Below are 21,050 nucleotides of genomic sequence, written 5' to 3' on the forward strand. Positions count from 1 at the left end.
TGATGTGGTTCAATTGCCGACAGCCTAACGGGCGCTATTGTGAGCCGTCTGTCATCGAAACGACAGAGTGCGCGTCGAACGCTGCGCGTTATCCCTAACCTCGCAAACCCGTATCCATGCACGACCCTCTCGTTGCGCCGCCCGACGCGACCGCTACCTCGGCCAATCTGCCGGCCAACCCGCCGGCCGACACGCCGCTCGAACCGGGCCCGTTGCCCGCGCTGTCCGCGCTGTTCGGCCAGTGCGCCTGGTTCCGCGCACTGGCGCCGGAACACCAGGCGCTCGTGCTCACGCAGTCGCGCGCCGAGCAGCGCGAGGCCGGCGACGTGATCGCGCAGCGGCTCGCGCCGTCCGAGTACTGGATCGGCGTGCATCGCGGGTTGCTGAAGCTCGCGATCTTCAATGCGTCGGGCCGTGGCTGCACGTTTTCCGGCGTGCCGTCGGGCGGCTGGTTCGGCGAAGGCAGCGTGATCAAGCGCGAGCTGCGCAAGTACGAAGTCGTCGCGGTCCAGCGCTCGACCGTGCTGTTCGTGCCGGTCGACACGTTCCATGCGCTGCTCGACTCGAGCCTGCCGTTCACGCGCTTCGTGATCCATCAGCTCAACAACCGGATGGGCGAATTCATCGCGTCGATCCAGAACAGCCGCCTGCTCGACGTCGACGCGCGCGTCGCCCAGGCGCTCGCGCAGCTGTTCAACCGCGACCTGTACCCGGACACCGGCCCGTCGCTCGCGATCTCGCAGGAGGAACTGGGGATGCTCGTCGGCGTGTCGCGGCAGCGGATCAACCAGGCGCTGCAGCAACTCGAGAAGCGCGGCGTGCTGCGGCTCGCGTACAACCAGATCGAGGTCGTCGATCTGGCCGCGCTCGCGCGGGTCGGGATGGAGCAGATCTAAGCGAACCCGATGAACCGACTCGTCGCCGCCGCGGCATGCGCATTCGGTTCGGCCGCCGTTTCCGGCCACCTGCGTCCGCGCGCATTTCCTCCGATGAATCGGCTTGTCATCGCCGCGCCGCAACCTGACACCTTCGCCAGTTTCGCGTCAGTAACCCGTTCAGCCCCGACGCCTATCATTCGGGTTCCCTCCACCGACGCCTGATCACCGCCTGTCCCGCCGCCTCCATGTGGATCGTCAATCTCGCGCTCAGGCGCCCCTACACGTTCATCGTGATGGCCGTCATGATCGTGCTGGCCACCCCGCTGGCGCTGATGCGCACGCCTGTCGACGTGCTGCCGGCGGTCAACATTCCCGTCATTAGCGTGATCTGGAATTACAACGGCTTCTCCGCGTCGGAGATGACCAATCGCATCACGGCCGTGCATGAGCGGATCCTGACGACCACCGTCAACAACATCGAGCACATCGAGTCGACGTCGCTGCCGGGCATCGCGGTCGTGAAGGTGTTCCTGCAACCCGGCGCGAACGTGCAGACGGCCATCGCGCAGACGGTTTCGTCCGCGCAGGCGATCGTCCGCCAGATGCCGCAGGGCGCGACGCCGCCGCTCGTGATCACGTATTCCGCGTCGAGCATCCCGGTGATCCAGCTCGGGCTGTCGAGCAAGACGCTCAGCGAACAGTCGCTCGCCGACATCGCGCTCAACTTCCTGCGCCCGCAACTGATCACGGTGCGCGGCGCACAGATTCCGTTCCCGTATGGCGGCCGCACGCGCGTGGTCGCGATCGACCTCGATCCGCAGGCGCTGCTCGCGAAGGGCCTCACGCCGGCCGACATCGTCAACGCGGTCAACACGCAGAACCTCGTGCTGCCAACCGGTACCGCGAAGATGGGCCAGAGCGAATACCGGATCGACACCAACGCGTCGGCCGACACGATCGCCGACATCAACGACCTGCCGATCCAGACCGTCAACGGCGCGACGACCTACCTGCGCGAAGTCGCGTCGGTGCGCGACGGTTTCGCGCCGCAGACCAACGTCGTGCGCCAGAACGGCCAGCGCGGCGTGCTGATGTCGATCCTGAAGACCGGCGATGCGTCGACGCTGAAGGTCGTGTCGGATCTGAAGGCACTGCTGCCGAAGGTGATCCCGACGCTGCCCGAAGGGCTCACGATCACGCCGCTGTTCGACCAGTCGGTGTTCGTCAACGCCGCGGTGCAGGGCGTGATTCACGAGGCGCTGATCGCCGCCGTGCTGACCGCGATGATGATCCTGCTGTTCCTCGGCAACTGGCGCAGCACGCTGATCATCGCGATCTCGATCCCGCTGTCGATCTTCACGTCGCTGATCGCGCTGTCGGCGCTCGGCGAGACCATCAACATCATGACGCTCGGCGGGCTCGCGCTCGCGGTGGGGATCCTGGTCGACGATGCGACCGTCACGATCGAGAACATCGAGCGGCACTTGCATCTCGGTACGCGCCTGCCGAGCGGCTCCGTCAATGGGCAGCGACCGCAGGAAGCGCGGGAGTCGTCGTTCAGTACCCGCTTGCACGACGCGATTCTCGAAGGCGCCGGCGAGATCGCGGTGCCCGCATTCGTGTCGACGCTGTGCATCTGCATCGTGTTCGTGCCGATGTTCTTTCTGACGGGCGTCGCGCGCTTCCTGTTCGTGCCGCTCGCCGAGGCGGTGGTGTTCGCGATGCTCGCGTCCTACGTGCTGTCGCGCACGCTCGTGCCGACGCTCGCGATGCTGCTGTTCCGCCCGCAGCAGGCCGGCACCGGCCCCGCCCGTTCGACGTCGCGCTTCGCGCGCATCCATCACGCGTTCAACGGTGCATTCGAGCGACTGCGCGCGTGGTACATCGTACTGCTCAGCATGCTGCTGGTGCGTCGCCGCTTCTACGCGATGTGCTTCCTCGGTTTCTGCGTGCTGTCGACCGGCCTCGTGTTCGTGCTCGGCCGCGACTTCTTCCCGAACGCCGATTCCGGCAACATCCGGCTGCACCTGCGCGCGCCGACCGGCTACCGGATCGAGGAAACCGCTCGCCTCACCGATCAGGTCGAGCGCGTGATCCGCGAAGCCGTGCCGCCCGACGAACTGGGCGCCATTGTCGACAATCTCGGGCTGCCGGTGAGCGGCATCAACCTGTCGTACAGCAACAGCGGCACGATCGGCTCGCTCGACGGCGAACTGCTGATCGCGCTGAAGCCCGGCCATCGCGCGACCGCGCACTACGTGCAGACGCTGCGCACGCTGCTGCCGCGGCGCTTCCCCGGCGTCGAATTCTTCTTCCAGCCGTCGGACATCATCACGCAGATCCTGAACTTCGGGCAGCCTGCCGCGATCGACGTGCAGGTGCTCGGCAACGATCTCGCGAGTAACATGACTATCGCGAGCAGCCTGATGAAGAAGATCAGGCAAATCCCCGGCGCCGTCGACGTGCACGTGCTGCAGCGCAACGACGAACCGACCCTGGTGGCCGACATGGACCGTACGCGCATGCAGCAGCTCAGCCTCTCCGCGCAGAACGTCGCGCAGAACATGCTGATCTCGCTGTCCGGCAGTTCCCAGACGACGCCGTCGTTCTGGATCAATCCGCGCACGGGCGTCCAGTACCCGCTGCAGATCCAGACCCCGCAATACAACATCTCGTCGATCGACGACCTGCTCGGCACGCCGATTTCCGCGAGCGGCCGCACCGGCATGCCGCCGCAACTGCTCGGCAACCTCGTACGGATCCATCCCGTCGCGAGTCCGGCCGTGGTCACGCACTACAACATCCGCCCGGCGATCGACCTGTACGTGAGCGTCGAGGGCCGCGATCTCGGCTCGGTCGCGGGCGAGATCGACCGGATCGTGTCCGACGCGCGCGCGACGCTGCCGCGCGGCACCGAGCTGTCGGTGCGCGGCCAGGTCGAGACGATGCGCACGTCGTATCTGGGCCTCGGCGCCGGCGTCGCGATGGCGATCGTGCTCGTCTACCTGCTGATCGTCGTGAATTTCCAGTCGTGGCTCGACCCGCTGATCATCATCAGCGCGATGCCGGCCGCGCTTGCCGGCATCGCGTGGATGCTGTTCATCACCGGCACGCACCTGAGCGTGCCGGCGCTGACCGGCGCGATCATGACGGTGGGCGTCGCGACCGCGAACAGCATCCTGGTCGTGTCGTTCGCGCGCCAGCGTCTCGCGGCCGGTGCGCCGCCGCTCACGGCCGCGCTGGAGGCCGGCGCGACGCGGATCCGCCCGGTGCTGATGACGGCGCTCGCGATGATCATCGGGATGGTGCCGATGGCGCTCGGACTCGGCGAAGGTGCCGAGCAGAACGCGCCGCTCGGCCGCGCGGTGATCGGCGGGCTGCTGTTCGCCACCGTTTCGACGCTGCTGTTCGTGCCGCTCGTGTTCGGCGGCGTGCATGCGCGGCTCGCCCGCCGGCGCGCGCGCCAGGCCGGACACTGACTTTCGCCCACCCTATACCCGGTTGGATTGGTTGAATTCATGGAAGAGAAACATCACAGCTCCGTCGGCATCCAGGTGGACGAACACGGCATGCACCTGCCGACGCGCACGTCGGTGTCGCGGCGCGCGCGGGTCGTGCTGATCGTGATCGGCGTGCTGCTGGCCGCCGGCGCCGCGCGCACGATCATCGTCAACGTGTTGAACCGCGGCCGGCTCGACGCGGTGGCCGAGCAGAACACGCGCCAGTACGTGAGCATCGTGCATCCGGTCGATGCGGCCACCGGCGGCAAGCTGACGCTGCCCGGCACGCTGCGCGGCTTCGTCGAGGCGCCGATCTATGCGCGTGCGAGCGGCTACGTGCTGCGCTGGCAGGCCGACATCGGCGCGCACGTGAAGCAGGGCCAGGTGCTTGCCGAGCTCGACACGCCCGAGCTGAACCAGGAGCTCGCGCAGGCCACAGCGCAGCGCCAGCAGGCGCAGGCCGCGCTCGCGCTCGCGAAGACGTCGTTCGACCGCGCGCAGCAGCTGCGCCAGCGCGATGCGGTGTCGCAGCAGGAACTCGACGACCGCCAGGGCGCGTTCAACCAGGGCACCGCGAACCTCGCGGCGGCCGACGCGAACATGCGCCGGCTCACCGAACTGAAGGGCTTCCAGCGCATCGTCGCGCCGATCGACGGTGTCGTCACGCAGCGCAACGTCGACGTCGGCGATCTCGTCAATTCCGGCAACGCAGGCCGCGCGCTGTTCACGGTCGTGCAGGCCGACCGGCTGCGCCTGTACGTACAGGTGCCGCAGGCCTACGCGCAGCAGGTGAAGGTCGGCCAGCACGTGGGCGTCGCGCAGGCCGAACTGCCGGGCAAGACCTTCGACGGCACGATCACGCGCACGTCCCAGGCGATCGATGTCGCGACGCGTTCGCTGCAGATCGAGATCACGCTGCCGAACCCGGACGGACGGCTGCTGCCCGGCGCGTACGTGCAGGCGACGCTGCCGATGACGCCGGTCGGCCGCCTGCAGATTCCGGCCAATACGCTGCTGTTCCGTGCCGAGGGGCCGACGGTCGCGACCGTCGACGCGAACGGCCAGGTGCGCCTGAAGGCGGTGACGGTCGTGCGCACGATCGGGCAGACGCTCGAAGTCGACGGCCCGCTCACGCCGAACGACCGCCTCGTCGCGAACCCGAGCGACGCGCTCGCGAACGGCGACCCGGTCGTCGTGCAGGCGCCGCCCGCCGCGAAGCCGGCCTCCGCGGCCGCGGGAGCGAAGTCGTGAGCGCGATGCGCGCCCGCCTGCGTCCGACGGCCGCCGTGACCGCCGTGACCGCTGTCGCGCTCGCGGCGCTCGCCGGTTGCACGGTCGGCCCCGACTACCGGCGCCCCGCCGTCGACACGCCGGCCGCGTGGCGGCTCGATCCGGCCGACGCGTATTGGCACCCGGCCGCGCCGGCCCGTGCGCCGCTCGATCCGGCGTGGTGGACCGCGTTCGGCGACGCGCAGCTCGACGCGCTGGAAGCCGACGCGCTGCGCAACAACCAGAGCCTGAAGGCCGTCGCCGCGCGCTACGACCAGGCGAAGGCCACGCTGGCGTCGGTCGCGTCCGCGCAGTATCCGGCCGTCGGGCTGAACGCGAGCGGCCAGCGCTTCAAGATCTCCGCCGACCGGCCGCAGACCAATTACGCGACGAAAAGCATGTCGACCGTGCAGAACGAGATCCAGGTCGGCGCGAGCGTCAGCTACGAACTCGACCTGTTCGGCCGCGTGCGGCGCAACGTCGAATCCGCGCAGGCCGGCTCCGAGCAGGCGCGCGACGATTTCGCGAACGCGCGCCTCGTGCTGAGCGCCGATCTCGCGTCGAGCTACTTCGCGCTGCGCGAGCTCGACACCGAGATCGACGTCGTCAAGCGCTCGATCGACCTGCAGCAGAAGGCGCTCGACTACGTGAGCGCGCGCCACGAGCTCGGCGCGGTGTCCGGCCTCGACTTGCTGCAGCAACGCTCGCAGCTCGATGCGACGCGCACGCAGGCGCAGTTGCTGATCCAGCAGCGCGCGCAGGTCGAGACGGCGATCGCGACGCTGGTCGGCACGCCGGCCCCGGCGTTTTCGCTGCCGCCGCGCGTGGTGCCGATCAACGCGCCCGCGCTGCCGACCGGCTTGCCGAGCGATCTGCTGCAGCGGCGGCCCGACGTCGCGTCGGCCGAGCGCGCGATGGCCGCCGCGAACGCGCAGATCGGCGTCGCGCGCGCCGCGTACTTCCCGCGCATCGCGCTGTCGCCGGACATCGGCTGGGACGCGACGCGCTTCTCCGGCCTGTTTACCGTGCCGGCGCTGCTGTGGTCGCTCGGCGCGTCGGTCAGCCAGCCGCTGTTCCAGGGCGGCAAGCTGAAGGCCGGCGTCGATTTCGCGCAGGCCGGCTACGTGGCCGCGCAGGCCAGTTACCGGCAGACCGTGCTCACCGCGTTCCAGGAGGTGCAGAATGCGGTGACGGGCCTGTCGGTGCTGGCGCAGGCCGCGCAGCAGGCGTCGGCGGCCGTCGACGACGCGCGCAAGCTCGTGTCGCTCGCGCAGGACCGCTATACGGGCGGCCTGACGCCGTTCATCGACGTGCTGACGGCCCAGCAGCAATTGCTGACGAGCGAGCGCCAGGCCGTGCAGATCCAGGGCCAGCGCGCGGCGCTCGTCGTGTTTCTCGCGAAGGCGCTCGGCGGCGGCTGGGACGGCGGCGCGACGCCCACCGATGTCGCGACAGCCAGCCCGCAGCCCGCCGCGAGCGTCGGCCCCTAATCCCCGATAGGCGAACGAATCCATGAAAGTCCTGATCGTCGAAGACGAACCGAAAGTCGTCGAATACCTGAAGAGCGGCCTGACCGAGGAAGGCTGGGTCGTCGATACCGCGCTCGACGGCGAGGACGGCGCGTGGAAGGCCATCGAATTCGACTACGACGTGGTCGTGCTCGACGTGATGCTGCCGAAACTCGACGGCTTCGGCGTGCTGCGCGCGTTGCGCGCGCAGAAGCAGACGCCCGTGATCATGCTGACCGCGCGCGATCGCGTCGACGACCGCGTGCGCGGGCTGCGCGGCGGCGCCGACGACTACCTGACCAAGCCCTTCTCGTTCCTCGAGCTGATCGAGCGGCTGCGCGCGCTCACGCGCCGCGCGCGCGTGCAGGAATCGACGCTGATCTCGATCGGCGACCTGCGCGTCGACCTGATCGGCCGCCGCGCGACCCGCGACGGCACGCGCCTCGACCTCACCGCGCAGGAATTCCAATTGCTCGGCGTGCTCGCGCGGCGCAGCGGCGAAGTGCTGTCGAAAACGACGATCGCCGAGCTCGTGTGGGACGTGAACTTCGACAGCAACGCGAACGTCGTCGAGACGGCGATCAAGCGCCTGCGCGCGAAGCTCGACGGCCCGTTCGCGGAGAAACTGCTGCACACGATCCGCGGCATGGGCTACGTGCTCGAGGCGCGCGAGGAAGGCGACGCGGAGCGGCACGCATGAAACGCTCGATCACCTTGCGGCTGTCGGCGATGTTCGGCATCGTGTCGCTGCTCGTGTTCACGCTGGTCGGCTGCGGGCTGTTCGTGATGATGGAGCGCCAGTTGTTCGCCGAACTGCGCGCGACGATCGACACGCGCGCGAAGGTCGCGCAGATGATCGTGTCGCACGCGACCACGGCCGCGCGCGGCCGCCTGATGCAGGAAAAGCTCGCCGATCTCGAACCGCCCGACGGCTCGACGCGCTACCAGATCGAGAGCCCCGACGCCGACTTCCGCTTCGGCCATCCAGTTGACGGCGTGCCCGTCGGCGAACCGTTCGGTGCGTTCCAGCAATACGCGCTCAACGACAGCAGCTACGACGTGATGACGAAGACCGTCGCGCTCGCGGGCAGCGGCGAGCGGCCCGACCTGAAGCTGATCGTCGCGACGTCGTGCGAGCGCACGCAGCGCATGCTGCGCCGGTTCGCGTGGACGCTCGCCGCGCTGATCGCGACGGCCACCGTGATCACGCTGCTGCTGAGCCGCGCGGTCGCGCGCTTCGGGCTCGCACCGCTCGAACGGCTGTCGCAGGACGCCGCGGCCATCAGTGCCACCAATCGCCGCCAGCGGCTGCACACCGACGCGCTGCCGACCGAGCTGCGCGATCTCGCCGCGTCGTTCAACGGCGCGCTCGAGCGCATCCAGCAGACCTATGCGCGGCTCGAGGCGTTCAATGCGGACGTCGCGCACGAGCTGCGCACGCCGATCAGCATCCTGATCGGCCAGACCCAGGTCGCGCTGACGAGCCGCGACCGTTCGGTCGACCGGATGCGCCAGACGCTGCAGTCGAATCTCGAGGAGTTCGAACGGTTGCGCGTGATCATCAACGACATGCTGTTCCTGTCGCGCAGCGATCGCGGCGAACGCGCGACCGACCTGAAGCACGTGTCGCTCGCCGACGAAGTGCGGCGCATGCTCGACTTCCTCGAAATTCCGCTCGATGAAGCGCAATTGCGCGCCGAACTGCACGGCGATGCGCGCGCAGCCGTCGACCCTTCGCTGTTCCGCCGCGCGATGACGAACCTGCTGATCAACGCGATCCAGCATTCGGCGCCCGGCGCGACGCTGAACGTGACGATCACGCGCCGCGACACGCTCGTCGACGTGTCCGTCGCGAACCCCGGCGAGCCGATCGATCCCGCGCAGCGCGCGCACGTGTTCGAGCGCTTCTACCGGCTCGAGGAAGCGCGCGCGAACAGCAAGGAGAACCACGGGCTGGGGCTGTCGATCGTCAAGGCGGTCGCGGAGATGCATGGCGGCAGCGTGTTCGTCGCGTGTTCGGACGGCATCAATACGTTCGGCTTCTCGGTGTCGACGCAACCATACAGCGGCGGCCCGCTGCGCGCGCCTGATGCCGGCGACCCGCACGCGCTGCGGCCGGCGCCCGCACCCCGCGCATTGCATTGACGGCGGCTGCGGCGCCGAGTCTTATCAGCGCACCACAGTCCTTTATAAATCAATGCCTTGCGCGACTCCACTCTGCAAAACCAAGGCTATCCAAGATCATCCAAACGGTAACTTCACCGTAGTTCGCGCCGAGCACGGTGAAACAGTTCAGCATCCCAGATCAGTAGGCGTTTGCCCGGATAATTTCGTTCACCCGGCCGCTATCATCAGTTGCGCTTTCAGAACCCTTGAAAACGCACATCTCAATGTGTCCATCACGAAACACGTCCACGTCCACTTGCATCCTGACCACGGTAATTGATACAAGTACCGTGTCGGTCCGATTGCGGCTCAGAGTGTAGTGATCATCGCGGCGTCCAGCCATTCCAGAAGGCCTTCATTTCTTGATGACGTCCCGTCTATCGTTCGGATCGGCTCCGGCGTGCGCCTTGCGTTTGTGCCGTTGCACAAAGACGCCGAGATTCCCGACGAGCCGTGCCTTGTTTCGTCTCGCTACCACGGACATTCGCAATTGGTCACGGCTTCGAGCGCAAATCACCCCGTCTGCGACGTCTTCAGCGAAAGTGATGCACATAGCACCGCCATTTCCGCGCCGCATGAAGGCTCCAGCACAAACAACACAAGATGGCCTGCCGCTAAATCCCGGGCGTACTCGTCGCGCTTCTGGTCACTGATTGCGGCCCCCGTCGCGCCGTCCCGGCTATTGATCCACTGAACCCACGTTCGAATCTCCGCGGGTGAAAACGCGTATCGCGGTGAAATCAGCAGCCGCGACGCTACGTTCTGCGCAGCGAAATCAATCAGCCGCTGAGAGATGACGCCCGAAAAATAGAGCACTTCAACTTGGCCACCGATGCGACGAAAACGAAGTTCAAGCGTGCGATTTTCCGTATCGTGTTCGAGCCCGATCAACTCGGCATCATGGAAGCTCGGAAGTTCACGGATATTTCGAATGTCGGTAAAAAGATTTGTATCCATAATGGTCCTCAAGGCCAGACAGACATCGGCAACCCGGGGCCACGCACGCGGTTCCCCGACAGTGGGTCGATACTCCAATTGTGCGCGTGCGGGATGCCCTGACCATGGTCATGGTCGAAATCAAGATCTACAGCCGGATTGCCGTCTGCTCCGTAGAGCCGCATCTGGCCGCTTCCGGGGTTCGTGTACCACGTACCAGGTTCGCCGGCGTTCGGTGTTTTGGCGATTTCAAATGCGTCACCGCTCGGCAAGTCTTCCGAATACTCGAACGGCTGCGCGTCGCCCAGCGGGGTTGCCGATTCGTCGTCGGCAAGCCTCCGCGTCAGGAGTCCGTCGCCCCCCTCGTTCAGGTCATCACCACGACTACCGAGCGCGGCCCATGCAACTGCCTCGGCCACGCCGAGCCAGTCGAACCCGCTGCCGCTATCGCCGTCGTCCGCGCTGCTGGCGACCTTATCGGCCGGGCCAAGCGACTGACTGCCACCCATCGAGGCCGACAAGCCGCCGCCATAGGGCTCGATCCGCGCCGCCAGAGCGCTGACCGACGCTGGCCAGCGCTCCGGCGCGGGCGCCGGTCGGAACGTACGCTGGTACCCGCCCCAGTCGCGGTTGACAATCGGTACCAACCGGCCGTCCACGACGGCCTGCTTGAGCACGCGCTCGATACCGGCGTTGTCCTTCGGCAGATCCCATGCCACCACGTTCAGGTGGTCATACAGAAATGAGGTGATCGCGTCGATGTCGCGGGCGATGAGCTTGCGGAAGTCATGGTTGGGCCGGAAATATCGATCGAAGGTGCGTCGGTCATCTTCGATCTGGCGCTGCATCTCCTTGCGCGTGTCGCGATCCACGGACGGATCCCATCGCGACGGGTAGGTCCAGTCGTGATAGAACTCCTTGGCGAGCACTAGCGTGCACTGCCATGTGCCAATGTCCAGCGGGACATGCAGACTGTTGTAGCTCATAGGCCAAGCTGCCTCTATCGAGTGCCAATAGAGATTCACATCCTAACGGCCCAGGCGACGTCGCTGCGCGGTCATCGAGAAATTTGACCTTTTGTGACGATGGTGCAGTTCCTGGAAAAGCCCGTCATCCTGCGAGGTTCCTCGTCCTCGAGCCGCTCGACGAAGCTAGTCAGGAAAAAATCTCCGCACCTCGATGCAACGCGATCAAAAGCAGGTAATACAACCCGCATCCATTCGCATCGTCATGCATCAAGACACGGCCGGAATCCTGGCAACGGGCGCGGCATGATTCGATTTTGCGAGGGTCCATCCGAGACACTCTCGCAGTGCCAGCCATGCGAACTCGGGCCTTCGGAGGGCAGTTTTCTTCAATACCGACCCGCGCGCCTTCGTTAGTCTCGATGCGACTTTGACATTCGCATGGAGGCAAATGATGAGCATGCTGGTTTCGATGGCCGCGTTCGCGCTGGCGTCGTCGATCACACCCGGTCCCGTCAATATCGTCGCGCTCAGCGCGGGCGCGCGCCACGGTCTCGGCGCCAGCCTGCGCTATGCGGCCGGTGCGACGCTCGGCTTCGTCGCGCTGTTCCTGCTGATCGGCCTCGGGCTGCACGCGGCGCTCGCGCGCTGGCCAATGCTGACCACCGCCACCCAGTGGGCGGGGATCGCGTTCCTGCTTTACCTCGCGCTAAGGCTCGCGCTCGACGACGGCCGGTTATCGGCCAACCCGGCCAACCCGGACGCACCGAACTTAGCCGGCCCGTCGGCGGTGGCCGGCGCGGCGATGCAGTGGCTCAATCCGAAGGCGTGGCTCGCGTGCGTGGCCGCGATGGGCGCGTATGCGGCCGACGGCGACCGCGCGCAGGTCTGGCAATTCGCGGCGCTGTATCTGGTGATCTGCTTTGCGTCGATCGCGTGCTGGGCGTATGCGGGCGCCTCGCTGCGGCATCGGCTCGCGAATGCGCGGCGGATGCGGCTGTTCAACCGCGCGATGGCACTGCTGCTCGCGGGCAGCGCGCTTTATCTGCTCGATATCTAGCGCGGGGGCTTCGACGTATTTTTGCGGCGGATGGGGTGCGGATGACCGACGTTGCAGGCCGTCGCCGGCACCGAGCCGCCCTTCCCTTCCCGCGCTCAGCTCGCGGCGCTTCGATATTGGCCGGGCGTGGCGGCCGCGATGCGCCGGAACGCGCGCTGGAAGTGCGCCTGATCCGCGAAGCCCGCATCGAGCGCGACGTCGGCGATCGGCCGGCCGCGGCGCAACTCCGCGCGGCCGTACTGCACGCGGCGGTCGATCAGAAACGCATGCGGCGTCATGCCGTAACGCGCGTTGAACGCGCGGATCAGGTACGACGGCGACAGGTCGGCGGCCGCGCAGATCGCATCGAGCGTGACGGCCTGACGGCAATGCGCGGCGATGTAGTCGGCCGCCCGCGCGAGCTTCGCATTGTCGGCTCCGCGCCGCGCGTCGTCGGGCAAATCGCGATCGAGCGCGCCGTGCAGCCCGGTGAAGAATTCGACCGCCGCGCTTTCCTTGCCGAGCGGATCGACGCCGGGCGCCACCAGCGTGCGGTAAAAGCGGCCGAACTGCGCGAACAGGTCGCGCCGTTCCGTCAACTTCGACGAAAACCCGTGAAAATCGCTGTTCGGATCGCGCCCGAGCGAATGCTGCAAACGCGCGAGCCACGGCACGTCCACGTAGACCATCCGGTACGCCCATGCGTCGGGGCCGTACGGATTGCACGCATGCACCTGCTCCGGATCGATGATCACGAGCACGCCGCGCCCGACGTGTTCCTTCGTCGCCCCGTTCAGGTAGGTGCTCGTGCCGCCGACGATCGCGCCGAGCGAAAACGTGTCGTGCGTGTGCTTCGCGTAGCAGATCGTGCGCCCGTCGTCGACGGTGCGCACCTCGATGAACGGCAGCGCGGCGTCGCGCCAGAACGGCGACGGCACGGCGAGGGTGTTGGCGGAACGGCTCACGCGACGGGCTCCTGGATCGGACGGCGAACGCACACCGTACAAGACTGCGCGGCGCGATGCAACCGCGAGCCGACGCATCGCGACCGGATCGCCTAAGCTTTGAATTCCGACCGCCGCGGCGGACGCGGCGGGTTCCGTTCCCTCTTTCAACCGGTACGCTCATGCACATCGATCTGACAGGCAAGACCGCGGTCGTCACCGCTTCCACCGCCGGCATCGGGCTGGCGATCGCCGAAGGGCTCGCGCACGCGGGCGCACGTGTCGTCGTCAACGGACGCAGTGATGAGTCGGTCGAGTCGGCGCTCGCGCTGTTGCGCACCGCGGTGCCCGACGCGGACCTCGACGGCGTCGCCGCCGACCTGTCCGACGCCACCGGCGTCGCGCGCATCACGCAGCACACGCCGGAGGCCGACATCCTCGTCAACAACGCGGGCATCTACGGACTGAAGGCGTTCTTCGACATCGACGACGACGAATGGACCCACTACTTCCAGATGAACGTGATGTCCGGCGTGCGTCTCGCGCGGCACTACCTGAAGGGCATGCTCGAGCGCAACGCTGGCCGCATCGTGTTCATTTCGTCGGAATCGGGGCTGAACATCCCGGTCGACATGATTCACTACGGGTTCACGAAGACCGCGCAATTGGCGATCGCGCGCGGCCTCGCGAAGGTCGCGGCCGGTACCAGCGTGACCGTCAATTCGGTGTTGCCGGGGCCGACGATGTCGGAAGGCGTGCGCGAAATGCTGAAAGCGACGGCCGACGAAACGGGCCGCAGCATCGACGAAGTCGCGGTGGATTTCGTGCGTAGCCAGCGCGCGAGTTCGATCATTCAGCGGCCGGCGACGACGGAGGAAGTGGCGAATCTCGTCGTGTACGTATGCTCGCCGCAGGCGTCGGCGACGACGGGCGCGGCGTTGCGCGTCGATGGTGGTGTGGTCGATACGATTGCTTGACGGCCCCGCTAGACCCGAGCACGGGCCCAGCAGGCACGCCAGGCGCCCGCCGCGCTATCGGGAAACGGTCTTGCCCGACTGGAGCGTGCCCTTGCGGTCGGCGTCCATGCAGGTATCGAAGCCGTATCGCGTGACGGCACCGGCCTTGTCGAACACGACGAAGTAAGGCCGGTGATCGTTGCCGTGCTCGATGAAGTAGTTGTAGCAGACGCCGCTGCCATTGCGGACCATCCACACGCTGCGCGGGTTGCCGCCTGCGCGGACGACGTCGGCACGCATCGCGCCGTGCCGCGACGCGGCCCTCGCCAGCGGCGTGCGCGAATAAGAGAACGGCAGCCACGAGTCGAACCACGCGCAGCCGTGCAGCATCAGGCAACCGGCAGCCAGCGACAGCGTCGCCGCGGGACGGTACATCGGAATCAATCGCATGCTTGGAGAAATCGGCTGCGCCATGCCGGCGTGATCGAAAGCCCCATGCTACTCGACCTTTGGGTCCGGATCGAAAAGAAATGTAGAGACCGGTGTCCGACGCCTTGCGCGACGCCGTCCGGCGCGCGCCCGATCGTTGCGAACCGTTGCGGCACCGCGCCGCCTCGCACGCGCGTCGATGCCGTTGCGCCGCTGGTCCGAATCGGCGCAACGGCCGTCATCGTCATGCGACCCATTCGGCCCACAGCATCGTCAGCACCGTCATCAGCGCGGGGCCGACGAACAGCCCGATCAGCCCGAACGTCTCGGCGCCGCCGAGGATGCCGAACAGCACGAGCAGGAACGGCAAGCGGGTCGAGCTGCCGATCAGCACCGGCCGCACGAAATGCTCGGCGACGAACACGACCACGAAGCCGACCACCAGCACCACGACGGCCCACACGGTCGCACCCTGCACGAACAGCCAGAGCGCCGCGCCGCAAAACACGATCGGCGCACAGAACGGCAGCATCGCGGCGACGGCCGTGACCAGACCGAGCAGCGCCGCGTGCGGCACGCCCGCCAGCGCATAGGCAACGCCGAGAATCGCGCCCTCGCCGAGGCCGACGACGACGAGCCCCGTCACCGTCCCGTACACCGCCGCGACCATCCGCTCGATCAGTTCGCCGCCACCGGGGCCGAACGCGCGCCGCGCGCCGTGCAGCAATGCGCCCGACAACTTGTGGCCGGCCCTCAGGATCACAAACAGCGTGACCAGCATGAAGCCGAACTCGAACAGCGCATGCGCGAGCTTGGTGCCGAACTGTCGCCCGAACGCGAGGACCTTCTCGCCGCTCGCACCGTGCATCGCGGTGCCCGCATGCAGCGGATGACCGAGATTGGCCTGCCACCAGTCGGTGATCTGCGCGGCCCCGTACGGCAGCCGGGCGATGACGTCGGGTAGCGGAATGCCGTTGTCCTGGATCGATTGCACCCACATGCGCAGGTCGTGCTCCTGCGAGATCGCCTGCCCGAGCGCAAGCGCGACCGGCAGGACCACCAGCAGCGAAACGCCCACGGTGATCACGGTCGCGATCACGGTCGGCCGGTTGCGAAACCAGCGGTCGGATTCGAAGCGTTTCAGCAACGGCCACAACGCGATCGCAATCACACACGCCCACGCGATGGCGGGAAGGAAGTCGCGGATCACCCACAGCGCGAGCAGCAGCAACGCCGCATACAGCATGGCGCGGGCGATTTGCTGAACGCGCGGCCGCGCGGCGGAATCCTGGGACGGCGACACATGTACGCGCATGGCATCTCTGTCGAAATCAAAAAATGGCGGTTCGCGCAGGCCGCAAGCCTGTACGAACCGCCATTCTATCCATCTGCACCGCAACGGCATGCGGCCGCGATGTCATGCATCGTCAAATGCGTGCCGCCAACGCGGCGCCGCACGCTACAACGCGTGCTCAGGCCACCTTGTCGGCGACGCGATAGCGTTCGAGCCAATGCGCGTACGGCGCGGGCAGCGTCCACGACGGACGCTCGACGCCGAGCTGCTTGGCCGCGTAGTACGGCCAGTGCGGATCGGCAAGATGCGCGCGGCCGACCATCACGAGGTCGAGCTGCTGCTCGGCGACGACGCGATTGGCGAGTTGCGGCGTGTCGATCCCCCATGCGGACGACACCGGCAGGCCGGCCTCGCGGCGCACGCGTTCCGCGATCGGCGCGAGGAACGCCGGGCCCCACGGAATCTGCGCGTCGGACGTCGAGAAGCCGACCGACACGCTGAGCATGTCGAGCCCTTCCTGCTTCATCCGCTGCGTGAGCGCGATCGATTCGGCGAGCGTCTCTTCGTCGCGGCCGTCGTATTCGATCACGCCGAGACGCGCGGTCAGCGGCAGGTGCTCCGGCCAGACCTGGCGGACAGCCTTCAGCGTGTCGACGATGAAGCGGCCGCGGTTTTCGGCAGAACCGCCGTACTCGTCGTCGCGCTGGTTCGCATGCACCGAGAAGAAGCTCTGGGCGAGATAGCCGTGCGCGAAGTGCAGTTCGAGCCATTCGAAGCCGAGGTCGCGGGCACGCTTCGCCGACGCGACGAAGTCGGCCTGCACGCGCGCGATGTCGTCGTGCGTCATCGCCCGCGGCACCTTCGGCAGGTGCGCGCCGAACGGCACGGCCGACGGTGCGATGGTCTGCCAGCCGCGCGGATCGCCTTCGGCGATGTGGTCGTCGCCTTCCCACGGACGGTTCGCGCTCGCCTTGCGGCCCGCATGCGCGATCTGGATGCCCGGCACCGCACCGGCCGCCTTGATCGCCGCGACCGACGGCGCGAACGCCTCGGCCTGCGCGTCGGTCCACAGCCCGGCGCAGCCCGGCGTGATGCGGCCTTCCGGCGACACGGCGGTCGCCTCGGCGATCACGAGGCCCGCGCCGCCGCGCGCGATGCTGGCCAGATGCACGTGATGCCAGTCGTTGACGACGCCGTCTTCGGCGACGTACTGGCACATCGGCGGCACCGCGATGCGGTTGCGCAGCGTGACATCCTTGAGTTTGAACGGTTCGAACAGGGCAGACATCGACACTCCTTTGCTTGGTTCTACGAAACGGCTGGATGACCCGCCGTGCGGTGTGCACGGCGGAGCGATTGGGGCCGTCGCGGTGCGCGGCGCGCCCGACGACGGAAGCGGCGTGGCGCCGGTCGTGCCGGCGCAGGGCGGCTTACTGGCGGCCGAGCTTCGCGAGGAGCGCCTCGGCAGCGGGTTCCGACGACGCGGGGTTCTGCCCGGTGATCAGCAGCCCGTCGGTGACGACATGCGGCGCCCAATCGGCGCTGCGCTCGAACTGCGCACCGTTGGTCGTCAGCATGTCCTCGACGAGGAACGGCACGACTTCCGTCAACTCGACGGCCGCTTCCTCGCTGTTGGTGAAGCCCGTCACGCGCTTGCCGCGCACGACCGACTCGCCGGTTTTCGGAGCCTTCACGTGGCGCAGCACGCCCGGCGCATGGCACACGGCCGCGACCGGCTTGCCGGCCGACAGCGCGCGCTCGATCAGGCCGATCGAATGCAAATCCTCGGCGAGATCCCATAGCGGGCCATGCCCGCCCGGATAGAACACCGCGTCGTAATCGTCGACCGACACATCGGCCAGCTTGCGGGTGGCGGCGAGCTCGGCTTTCGCCGCCGGATCCGCGTCGAAGCGGCGCGTCGCGTCGGTTTGCGCGGTCGGATCGCTGCTCTTCGGGTCGAGCGGCGGCTGGCCGCCCTTCGGCGACGCGAGCGTCAGCTCGACGCCCGCATCCTTGAACGCGTAGTACGGTGCGGCCAGTTCCTCGAGCCAGAAGCCCGTTTTCTTGCCGGTGTCGCCGAGCGTGTCGTGCGAGGTCAGGACAACGAGAATCTTCATGATCGGACACTCCTTCGAAATGGGGGAACGGGGCCATGTCACGGTCGCGGCCGGCGTGATGCGAGCCGCGTGCCGGCGACGACGGCGCGCCTGCCGGTTAGTCAGCTGGCGCGCGTCAACGTGCCGGCCACGTACCGAAAAATGTTGCTCAAGGCTATTAGACCAGTCGTCTAGTTTCGCTTGAAAAAAAAGCCATCTCCTGCACGACCAGCACCGCCGCGCGATATGGCATTTTCGCGGCCGGGTGAGTGCGGCAGGAATGGCGTCGCATTCGTGAGAGCGGATGATAGCGCTGGATTAGACCGGTCGTCTAGTAACACCGCGTTTGGCCCTGTCGAGGACATGGCTTTTGGACGCTTCCTTTCACTATCAGCCGGCCGCCGTCGACAACGACCGGCTGATGACGGAATCACACGCCAACCGACATGACTTGCTGCGATGCGACGAGCCTCGGCGGCGTCGGGCACTTGCAAATACACAGATCGTCGCTCAGCGCGACGTGCCTTCCATCCGGCCCCGTCATTGGAAGTCGCGGGCCGTCGCATTGAATCTTGCCAATCGACTTGCAAGCCGGACAAATCACGTCGTCGTCTTCGTGGGCGATGTGTTTATTGTTCAATACGAACGGTGTCGCCTTTGCTCGGACCGTTCCGGCCACGGTCGTGTGATCACCGTCGAGGATCAGGTATCGAGTCATGATTTACGGGGCCTATTCAAAATCAAGCTTGGTCGAGGTAAGCGACGAGTTCCCACGCAACAGGCGCCATGCGCTGCCGCGTACCCATCATGCTGTCGAGAACGGCCAGCCGTCGTGGTTCATGCACGACGACGGACGGCAACGCGTCACCCTTTAGAAACCTGCGTGTCGCATCGCCGACCTGACCGGCCTCCAGTTTCGCGCACCATACCCCGTCTTCCGGGCATTGCTGGCCGGTGTGCGCGACTGTCCCCAACGGTAGACGTGCCGCAACGGCCTGCGGCTGATCCTGTTGCGAAGTCTTTTCGGTTTTCCCTTCGAGCGGCAAACCAGTCTTCGGATCGAGATTTTGGGCCTTCGCCATCTCATTGATCATCTCGTCGGAAGGCTTCTGCGGCGGGACAGCGGCGTCCTGTTCCTTCTGCCATTGGAACGTGCCATCCCACGGCGGAAGCTTTGCGGGCGGAAGCGGCACGATCTTGTCGATGTCCGGAATCTTGGGATTGCGGCCATCGTTACCGTCGATGAACTTACCGATCAAGGCGTAGCGGCGTGTTCGCTCCACATCGTCTGGGAGCGACAGATATGAAAGCCGATCAGACTGAGGCGGAGCCTTGAACCCGTTTTCGAGCGCCAAAGCGGCTTGGGTGTTGCCTGCCGCTACTCCTTTCTGAAAAGCATCGACCGCTTCGCTATACAACGCGCTATTCTTCAAATTAATTCCCAACGCGTTGGCTGCCTCGCCATACCCTTGGTCAGCAGCGCACCGACGCATCTGGCGCGCAATATCCGGGGCCTTGTCATGCGGCGCCAACAACTCGGCAACATATGTCTGCGCTTCCGGGCTCCCAAGATCGGCTGCCTTTCGGAAATACCGCAGCGCCAACTCGGCATCTTGCCCTAGTCCATACCCCGTTTCGAGATAGTGGCCGATGTCGTAATAGCCCGATGGGATGCCTTGTTGGATCAGTCGCACTGCAAGCGCCACCGTCTCCTTCGGTGCATCGGGCGAGTCTGCCAAACCATCAGAAATCAACGACTGAAGATTCTGGTTTGCCTTGTAGTGCCCGTGCGCCGCCGCGATCCGGTAATAGCGCGCAACCTCATTGAAATCCTTCGGGCCGTCCTGCTTTTCCAAAAAGCGTGCGTAGCGAAACAGGTTGTCTGCCTGAGGATCAAGCGACGGCAAATGATCGGCCTGATGCGTGCAGGTAAAAGCGAGATTCGTACGCACGGCGCTCATGTCGGGCAACGATGTCACTGGCGCTTCCTTTTTCGTACAAGCGCAGGCCACCAGGGCGAGCGCAATGATGATGGCATATCGGTTCATGAATCAGTCGGAACGAGTAATTTTGTTCGAGGTTCGCATAAAGCCGACTAGAGATGCAGCGGGGGACTGGTCGCCGGCCTTCTGAAAATCGGCGTTGTTATTGATGAGAAGCTCCCAATTCTTAAACGCTTCTTGGGGATCATCCTGCGCTCCCCTCCCACCAGTGTGCAAATTCCACAATTGCTGCCGCAACCGCTTCGTCACATCGCCGTGTTCATGGCAAATATTGAGTTCGCTGTCCGCTTCCATGCTACGCGTGTTGATGTTCGCCGAACCGATGGTTGTGAACGTGTCGTCAATCGTCATCAGCTTGGCATGTACATAAACGGGTTCCCATTTTCCCGGTGGCGAATCCGGTGCAACCAGCGTACAGACATGTACCTTGAGCCCCGGATAGTCGCGGTTCATTACCGGATGCGCCGGCCCCTTCATCTGGGATTCGATCCCGGCACGCTGCGCCTTGAGTTGATCGACCTTTTGCTTCGCCTGCGCAACCGCCTGCGTGGTCGCTGGCGTGTTCGCCATGCCTTGCATCTGAAGCGCGCCCAGATATTCCTGCCCGGCGTCCTGCTGTTTGCTCACCACGTCGGCAAATTGTTTTCTCAGGTCGGATTGGCGGTCGCTCTCCTGCAAGATCGCCCCCACGCCCGGCATCGATTTCGCCTGTCCCAACGCATCAAGCATGCGGTACGTGTTCAGCGTTCCCGTACTCACCGCCGCGTCGGTGGAGTTCGTGATGACGAACAAATACACCATGCCGTGCTTGCCGGAATCTCGCCCCCACTTCTGTTGCTGCACCGCGACCGCCTTGATCTTCTCCGCGAGCGGCACCCACCGGAAATACTGATTTTCGATAAAGACGTGCTGCGTCGCGTTATTGACGGCCTGAAGATACAGCTTCTCGATGTCGCGCTTGCCCTTCTGCGACTGCGTGCGCAGTATCTGTGAGGTTCCCTCGGTTTTTCGCCTTCCAACGGTCCCGAGTTATGCCGCGGCGTCCTTGGTCTGCTGAGCGTTGATCC

General features: G+C 66.0%; 18 protein-coding genes. 8 read left to right on the top strand and 10 right to left on the bottom strand.

Translation table 11 applies throughout. From position 1 onward, the window contains the following. Positions 1–116 precede the first annotated feature (116 nt). From SB786_RS21730 to SB786_RS21755, 6 genes are all read left to right on the top strand, one after another. Positions 117–896 (top strand): Crp/Fnr family transcriptional regulator, encoded by a 780-nt coding sequence (locus tag SB786_RS21730; protein WP_410729287.1) that lies wholly within the window; start codon positions 117–119, stop codon positions 894–896. A gap of 227 nt (positions 897–1,123) precedes the next feature. Next, entirely contained in the window at positions 1,124–4,357 is a 3,234-nt protein-coding gene (locus SB786_RS21735; RefSeq protein WP_410729288.1) for an efflux RND transporter permease subunit, read from the top strand. Between the two features lie 39 nt (positions 4,358–4,396). Beyond that, positions 4,397–5,629 (top strand): efflux RND transporter periplasmic adaptor subunit, encoded by a 1,233-nt coding sequence (locus tag SB786_RS21740; RefSeq protein ID WP_410729289.1) that lies wholly within the window; start codon positions 4,397–4,399, stop codon positions 5,627–5,629. A gap of 5 nt (positions 5,630–5,634) precedes the next feature. Continuing rightward, complete coding sequence (locus tag SB786_RS21745; protein WP_410729307.1) at positions 5,635–7,137, top strand: efflux transporter outer membrane subunit; 1,503 nt, start codon at positions 5,635–5,637, stop codon at positions 7,135–7,137. 22 nt (positions 7,138–7,159) lie between these two features. After that, a complete protein-coding gene (locus SB786_RS21750; protein ID WP_006755759.1) occupies positions 7,160–7,855 on the top strand; it encodes a heavy metal response regulator transcription factor in 696 nt (231 codons plus the stop codon). Further along, complete coding sequence (locus SB786_RS21755; RefSeq protein ID WP_410729290.1) at positions 7,852–9,300, top strand: heavy metal sensor histidine kinase; 1,449 nt, start codon at positions 7,852–7,854, stop codon at positions 9,298–9,300. The genes SB786_RS21750 and SB786_RS21755 overlap by 4 nt, the downstream gene beginning before the upstream one ends. Before the next feature lie 534 nt (positions 9,301–9,834). Here SB786_RS21755 and SB786_RS21760 read toward each other — a convergent pair. Next, a complete protein-coding gene (locus SB786_RS21760) occupies positions 9,835–10,278 on the bottom strand; it encodes a hypothetical protein (RefSeq protein WP_410729291.1) in 444 nt (147 codons plus the stop codon). 8 nt (positions 10,279–10,286) lie between these two features. Further along, entirely contained in the window at positions 10,287–11,243 is a 957-nt protein-coding gene (locus SB786_RS21765; protein WP_410729292.1) for a hypothetical protein, read from the bottom strand. A gap of 433 nt (positions 11,244–11,676) precedes the next feature. Between SB786_RS21765 and SB786_RS21770 the strand changes: the two genes are divergently transcribed. Further along, complete coding sequence (locus SB786_RS21770; protein ID WP_410729293.1) at positions 11,677–12,282, top strand: LysE family translocator; 606 nt, start codon at positions 11,677–11,679, stop codon at positions 12,280–12,282. Positions 12,283–12,377: 95 nt separating this feature from the next. On the opposite strand, the gene SB786_RS21775 is transcribed toward SB786_RS21770, so the two are convergent. Then, positions 12,378–13,226 carry an AraC family transcriptional regulator gene (locus SB786_RS21775; protein ID WP_410729294.1) on the bottom strand — a complete coding sequence of 283 codons (849 nt, stop codon included), beginning with the start codon at positions 13,224–13,226 and terminating at the stop codon, positions 12,378–12,380. A gap of 161 nt (positions 13,227–13,387) precedes the next feature. On the opposite strand from SB786_RS21775, the gene SB786_RS21780 reads away from it, so the two are divergent. Next, positions 13,388–14,182: an SDR family NAD(P)-dependent oxidoreductase gene (locus tag SB786_RS21780; protein WP_410729295.1), complete on the top strand. Its 795-nt coding sequence runs from the start codon at positions 13,388–13,390 to the stop codon at positions 14,180–14,182. A gap of 54 nt (positions 14,183–14,236) precedes the next feature. Here the strand turns inward: SB786_RS21780 and SB786_RS21785 are convergent, their stop codons facing one another. From SB786_RS21785 to SB786_RS21815, 7 genes are all read right to left on the bottom strand, one after another. After that, on the bottom strand, positions 14,237–14,611 hold the full coding sequence (locus tag SB786_RS21785; protein ID WP_410729296.1) for a hypothetical protein: 375 nt from the start codon (positions 14,609–14,611) through the stop codon (positions 14,237–14,239). 223 nt (positions 14,612–14,834) lie between these two features. After that, positions 14,835–15,905, bottom strand: coding sequence for an AI-2E family transporter (locus tag SB786_RS21790; RefSeq protein WP_410729297.1), 1,071 nt, complete (start codon positions 15,903–15,905; stop codon positions 14,835–14,837). A gap of 157 nt (positions 15,906–16,062) precedes the next feature. Continuing rightward, positions 16,063–17,172 carry an NADH:flavin oxidoreductase/NADH oxidase gene (locus SB786_RS21795; protein ID WP_410729298.1) on the bottom strand — a complete coding sequence of 370 codons (1,110 nt, stop codon included), beginning with the start codon at positions 17,170–17,172 and terminating at the stop codon, positions 16,063–16,065. 142 nt (positions 17,173–17,314) lie between these two features. Then, complete coding sequence (locus SB786_RS21800) at positions 17,315–18,001, bottom strand: type 1 glutamine amidotransferase domain-containing protein (RefSeq protein WP_410729299.1); 687 nt, start codon at positions 17,999–18,001, stop codon at positions 17,315–17,317. A gap of 409 nt (positions 18,002–18,410) precedes the next feature. After that, positions 18,411–18,698: a PAAR domain-containing protein gene (locus SB786_RS21805; protein ID WP_410729300.1), complete on the bottom strand. Its 288-nt coding sequence runs from the start codon at positions 18,696–18,698 to the stop codon at positions 18,411–18,413. A gap of 22 nt (positions 18,699–18,720) precedes the next feature. Next, complete coding sequence (locus SB786_RS21810) at positions 18,721–20,028, bottom strand: sel1 repeat family protein (RefSeq protein ID WP_410729301.1); 1,308 nt, start codon at positions 20,026–20,028, stop codon at positions 18,721–18,723. A 3-nt stretch (positions 20,029–20,031) separates the two neighbouring features. Then, the gene (locus SB786_RS21815; RefSeq protein WP_410729302.1) at positions 20,032–20,859 is read right to left on the bottom strand and encodes a phospholipase D-like domain-containing protein; all 828 of its coding nucleotides are present in this window, start codon (positions 20,857–20,859) and stop codon (positions 20,032–20,034) included. Positions 20,860–21,050 lie beyond the last annotated feature (191 nt).

Origin of the sequence: Burkholderia sp. SIMBA_062, assembly GCF_046534765.1 — a bacterium.
GTDB lineage: Bacteria > Pseudomonadota > Gammaproteobacteria > Burkholderiales > Burkholderiaceae > Burkholderia > Burkholderia ambifaria.

Bases quoted from the DNA above. Each gene is read 5' to 3' on its own strand.
- SB786_RS21730 (WP_410729287.1), top strand. From the start codon at position 117: ATGCACGACCCTCTCGTTGCGCCGCCCGACGCGACCGCTACCTCGGCC.
- SB786_RS21735 (WP_410729288.1), top strand. From the start codon at position 1,124: ATGTGGATCGTCAATCTCGCGCTCAGGCGCCCCTACACGTTCATCGTG.
- SB786_RS21740 (WP_410729289.1), top strand. From the start codon at position 4,397: ATGGAAGAGAAACATCACAGCTCCGTCGGCATCCAGGTGGACGAACAC.
- SB786_RS21745 (WP_410729307.1), top strand. From the start codon at position 5,635: ATGCGCGCCCGCCTGCGTCCGACGGCCGCCGTGACCGCCGTGACCGCT.
- SB786_RS21750 (WP_006755759.1), top strand. From the start codon at position 7,160: ATGAAAGTCCTGATCGTCGAAGACGAACCGAAAGTCGTCGAATACCTG.
- SB786_RS21755 (WP_410729290.1), top strand. From the start codon at position 7,852: ATGAAACGCTCGATCACCTTGCGGCTGTCGGCGATGTTCGGCATCGTG.
- SB786_RS21760 (WP_410729291.1), bottom strand. From the start codon at position 10,278: ATGGATACAAATCTTTTTACCGACATTCGAAATATCCGTGAACTTCCG.
- SB786_RS21765 (WP_410729292.1), bottom strand. From the start codon at position 11,243: ATGAGCTACAACAGTCTGCATGTCCCGCTGGACATTGGCACATGGCAG.
- SB786_RS21770 (WP_410729293.1), top strand. From the start codon at position 11,677: ATGAGCATGCTGGTTTCGATGGCCGCGTTCGCGCTGGCGTCGTCGATC.
- SB786_RS21780 (WP_410729295.1), top strand. From the start codon at position 13,388: ATGCACATCGATCTGACAGGCAAGACCGCGGTCGTCACCGCTTCCACC.
- SB786_RS21785 (WP_410729296.1), bottom strand. From the start codon at position 14,611: ATGCGATTGATTCCGATGTACCGTCCCGCGGCGACGCTGTCGCTGGCT.
- SB786_RS21790 (WP_410729297.1), bottom strand. From the start codon at position 15,905: ATGCGCGTACATGTGTCGCCGTCCCAGGATTCCGCCGCGCGGCCGCGC.
- SB786_RS21795 (WP_410729298.1), bottom strand. From the start codon at position 17,172: ATGTCTGCCCTGTTCGAACCGTTCAAACTCAAGGATGTCACGCTGCGC.
- SB786_RS21800 (WP_410729299.1), bottom strand. From the start codon at position 18,001: ATGAAGATTCTCGTTGTCCTGACCTCGCACGACACGCTCGGCGACACC.
- SB786_RS21805 (WP_410729300.1), bottom strand. From the start codon at position 18,698: ATGACTCGATACCTGATCCTCGACGGTGATCACACGACCGTGGCCGGA.
- SB786_RS21810 (WP_410729301.1), bottom strand. From the start codon at position 20,028: ATGAACCGATATGCCATCATCATTGCGCTCGCCCTGGTGGCCTGCGCT.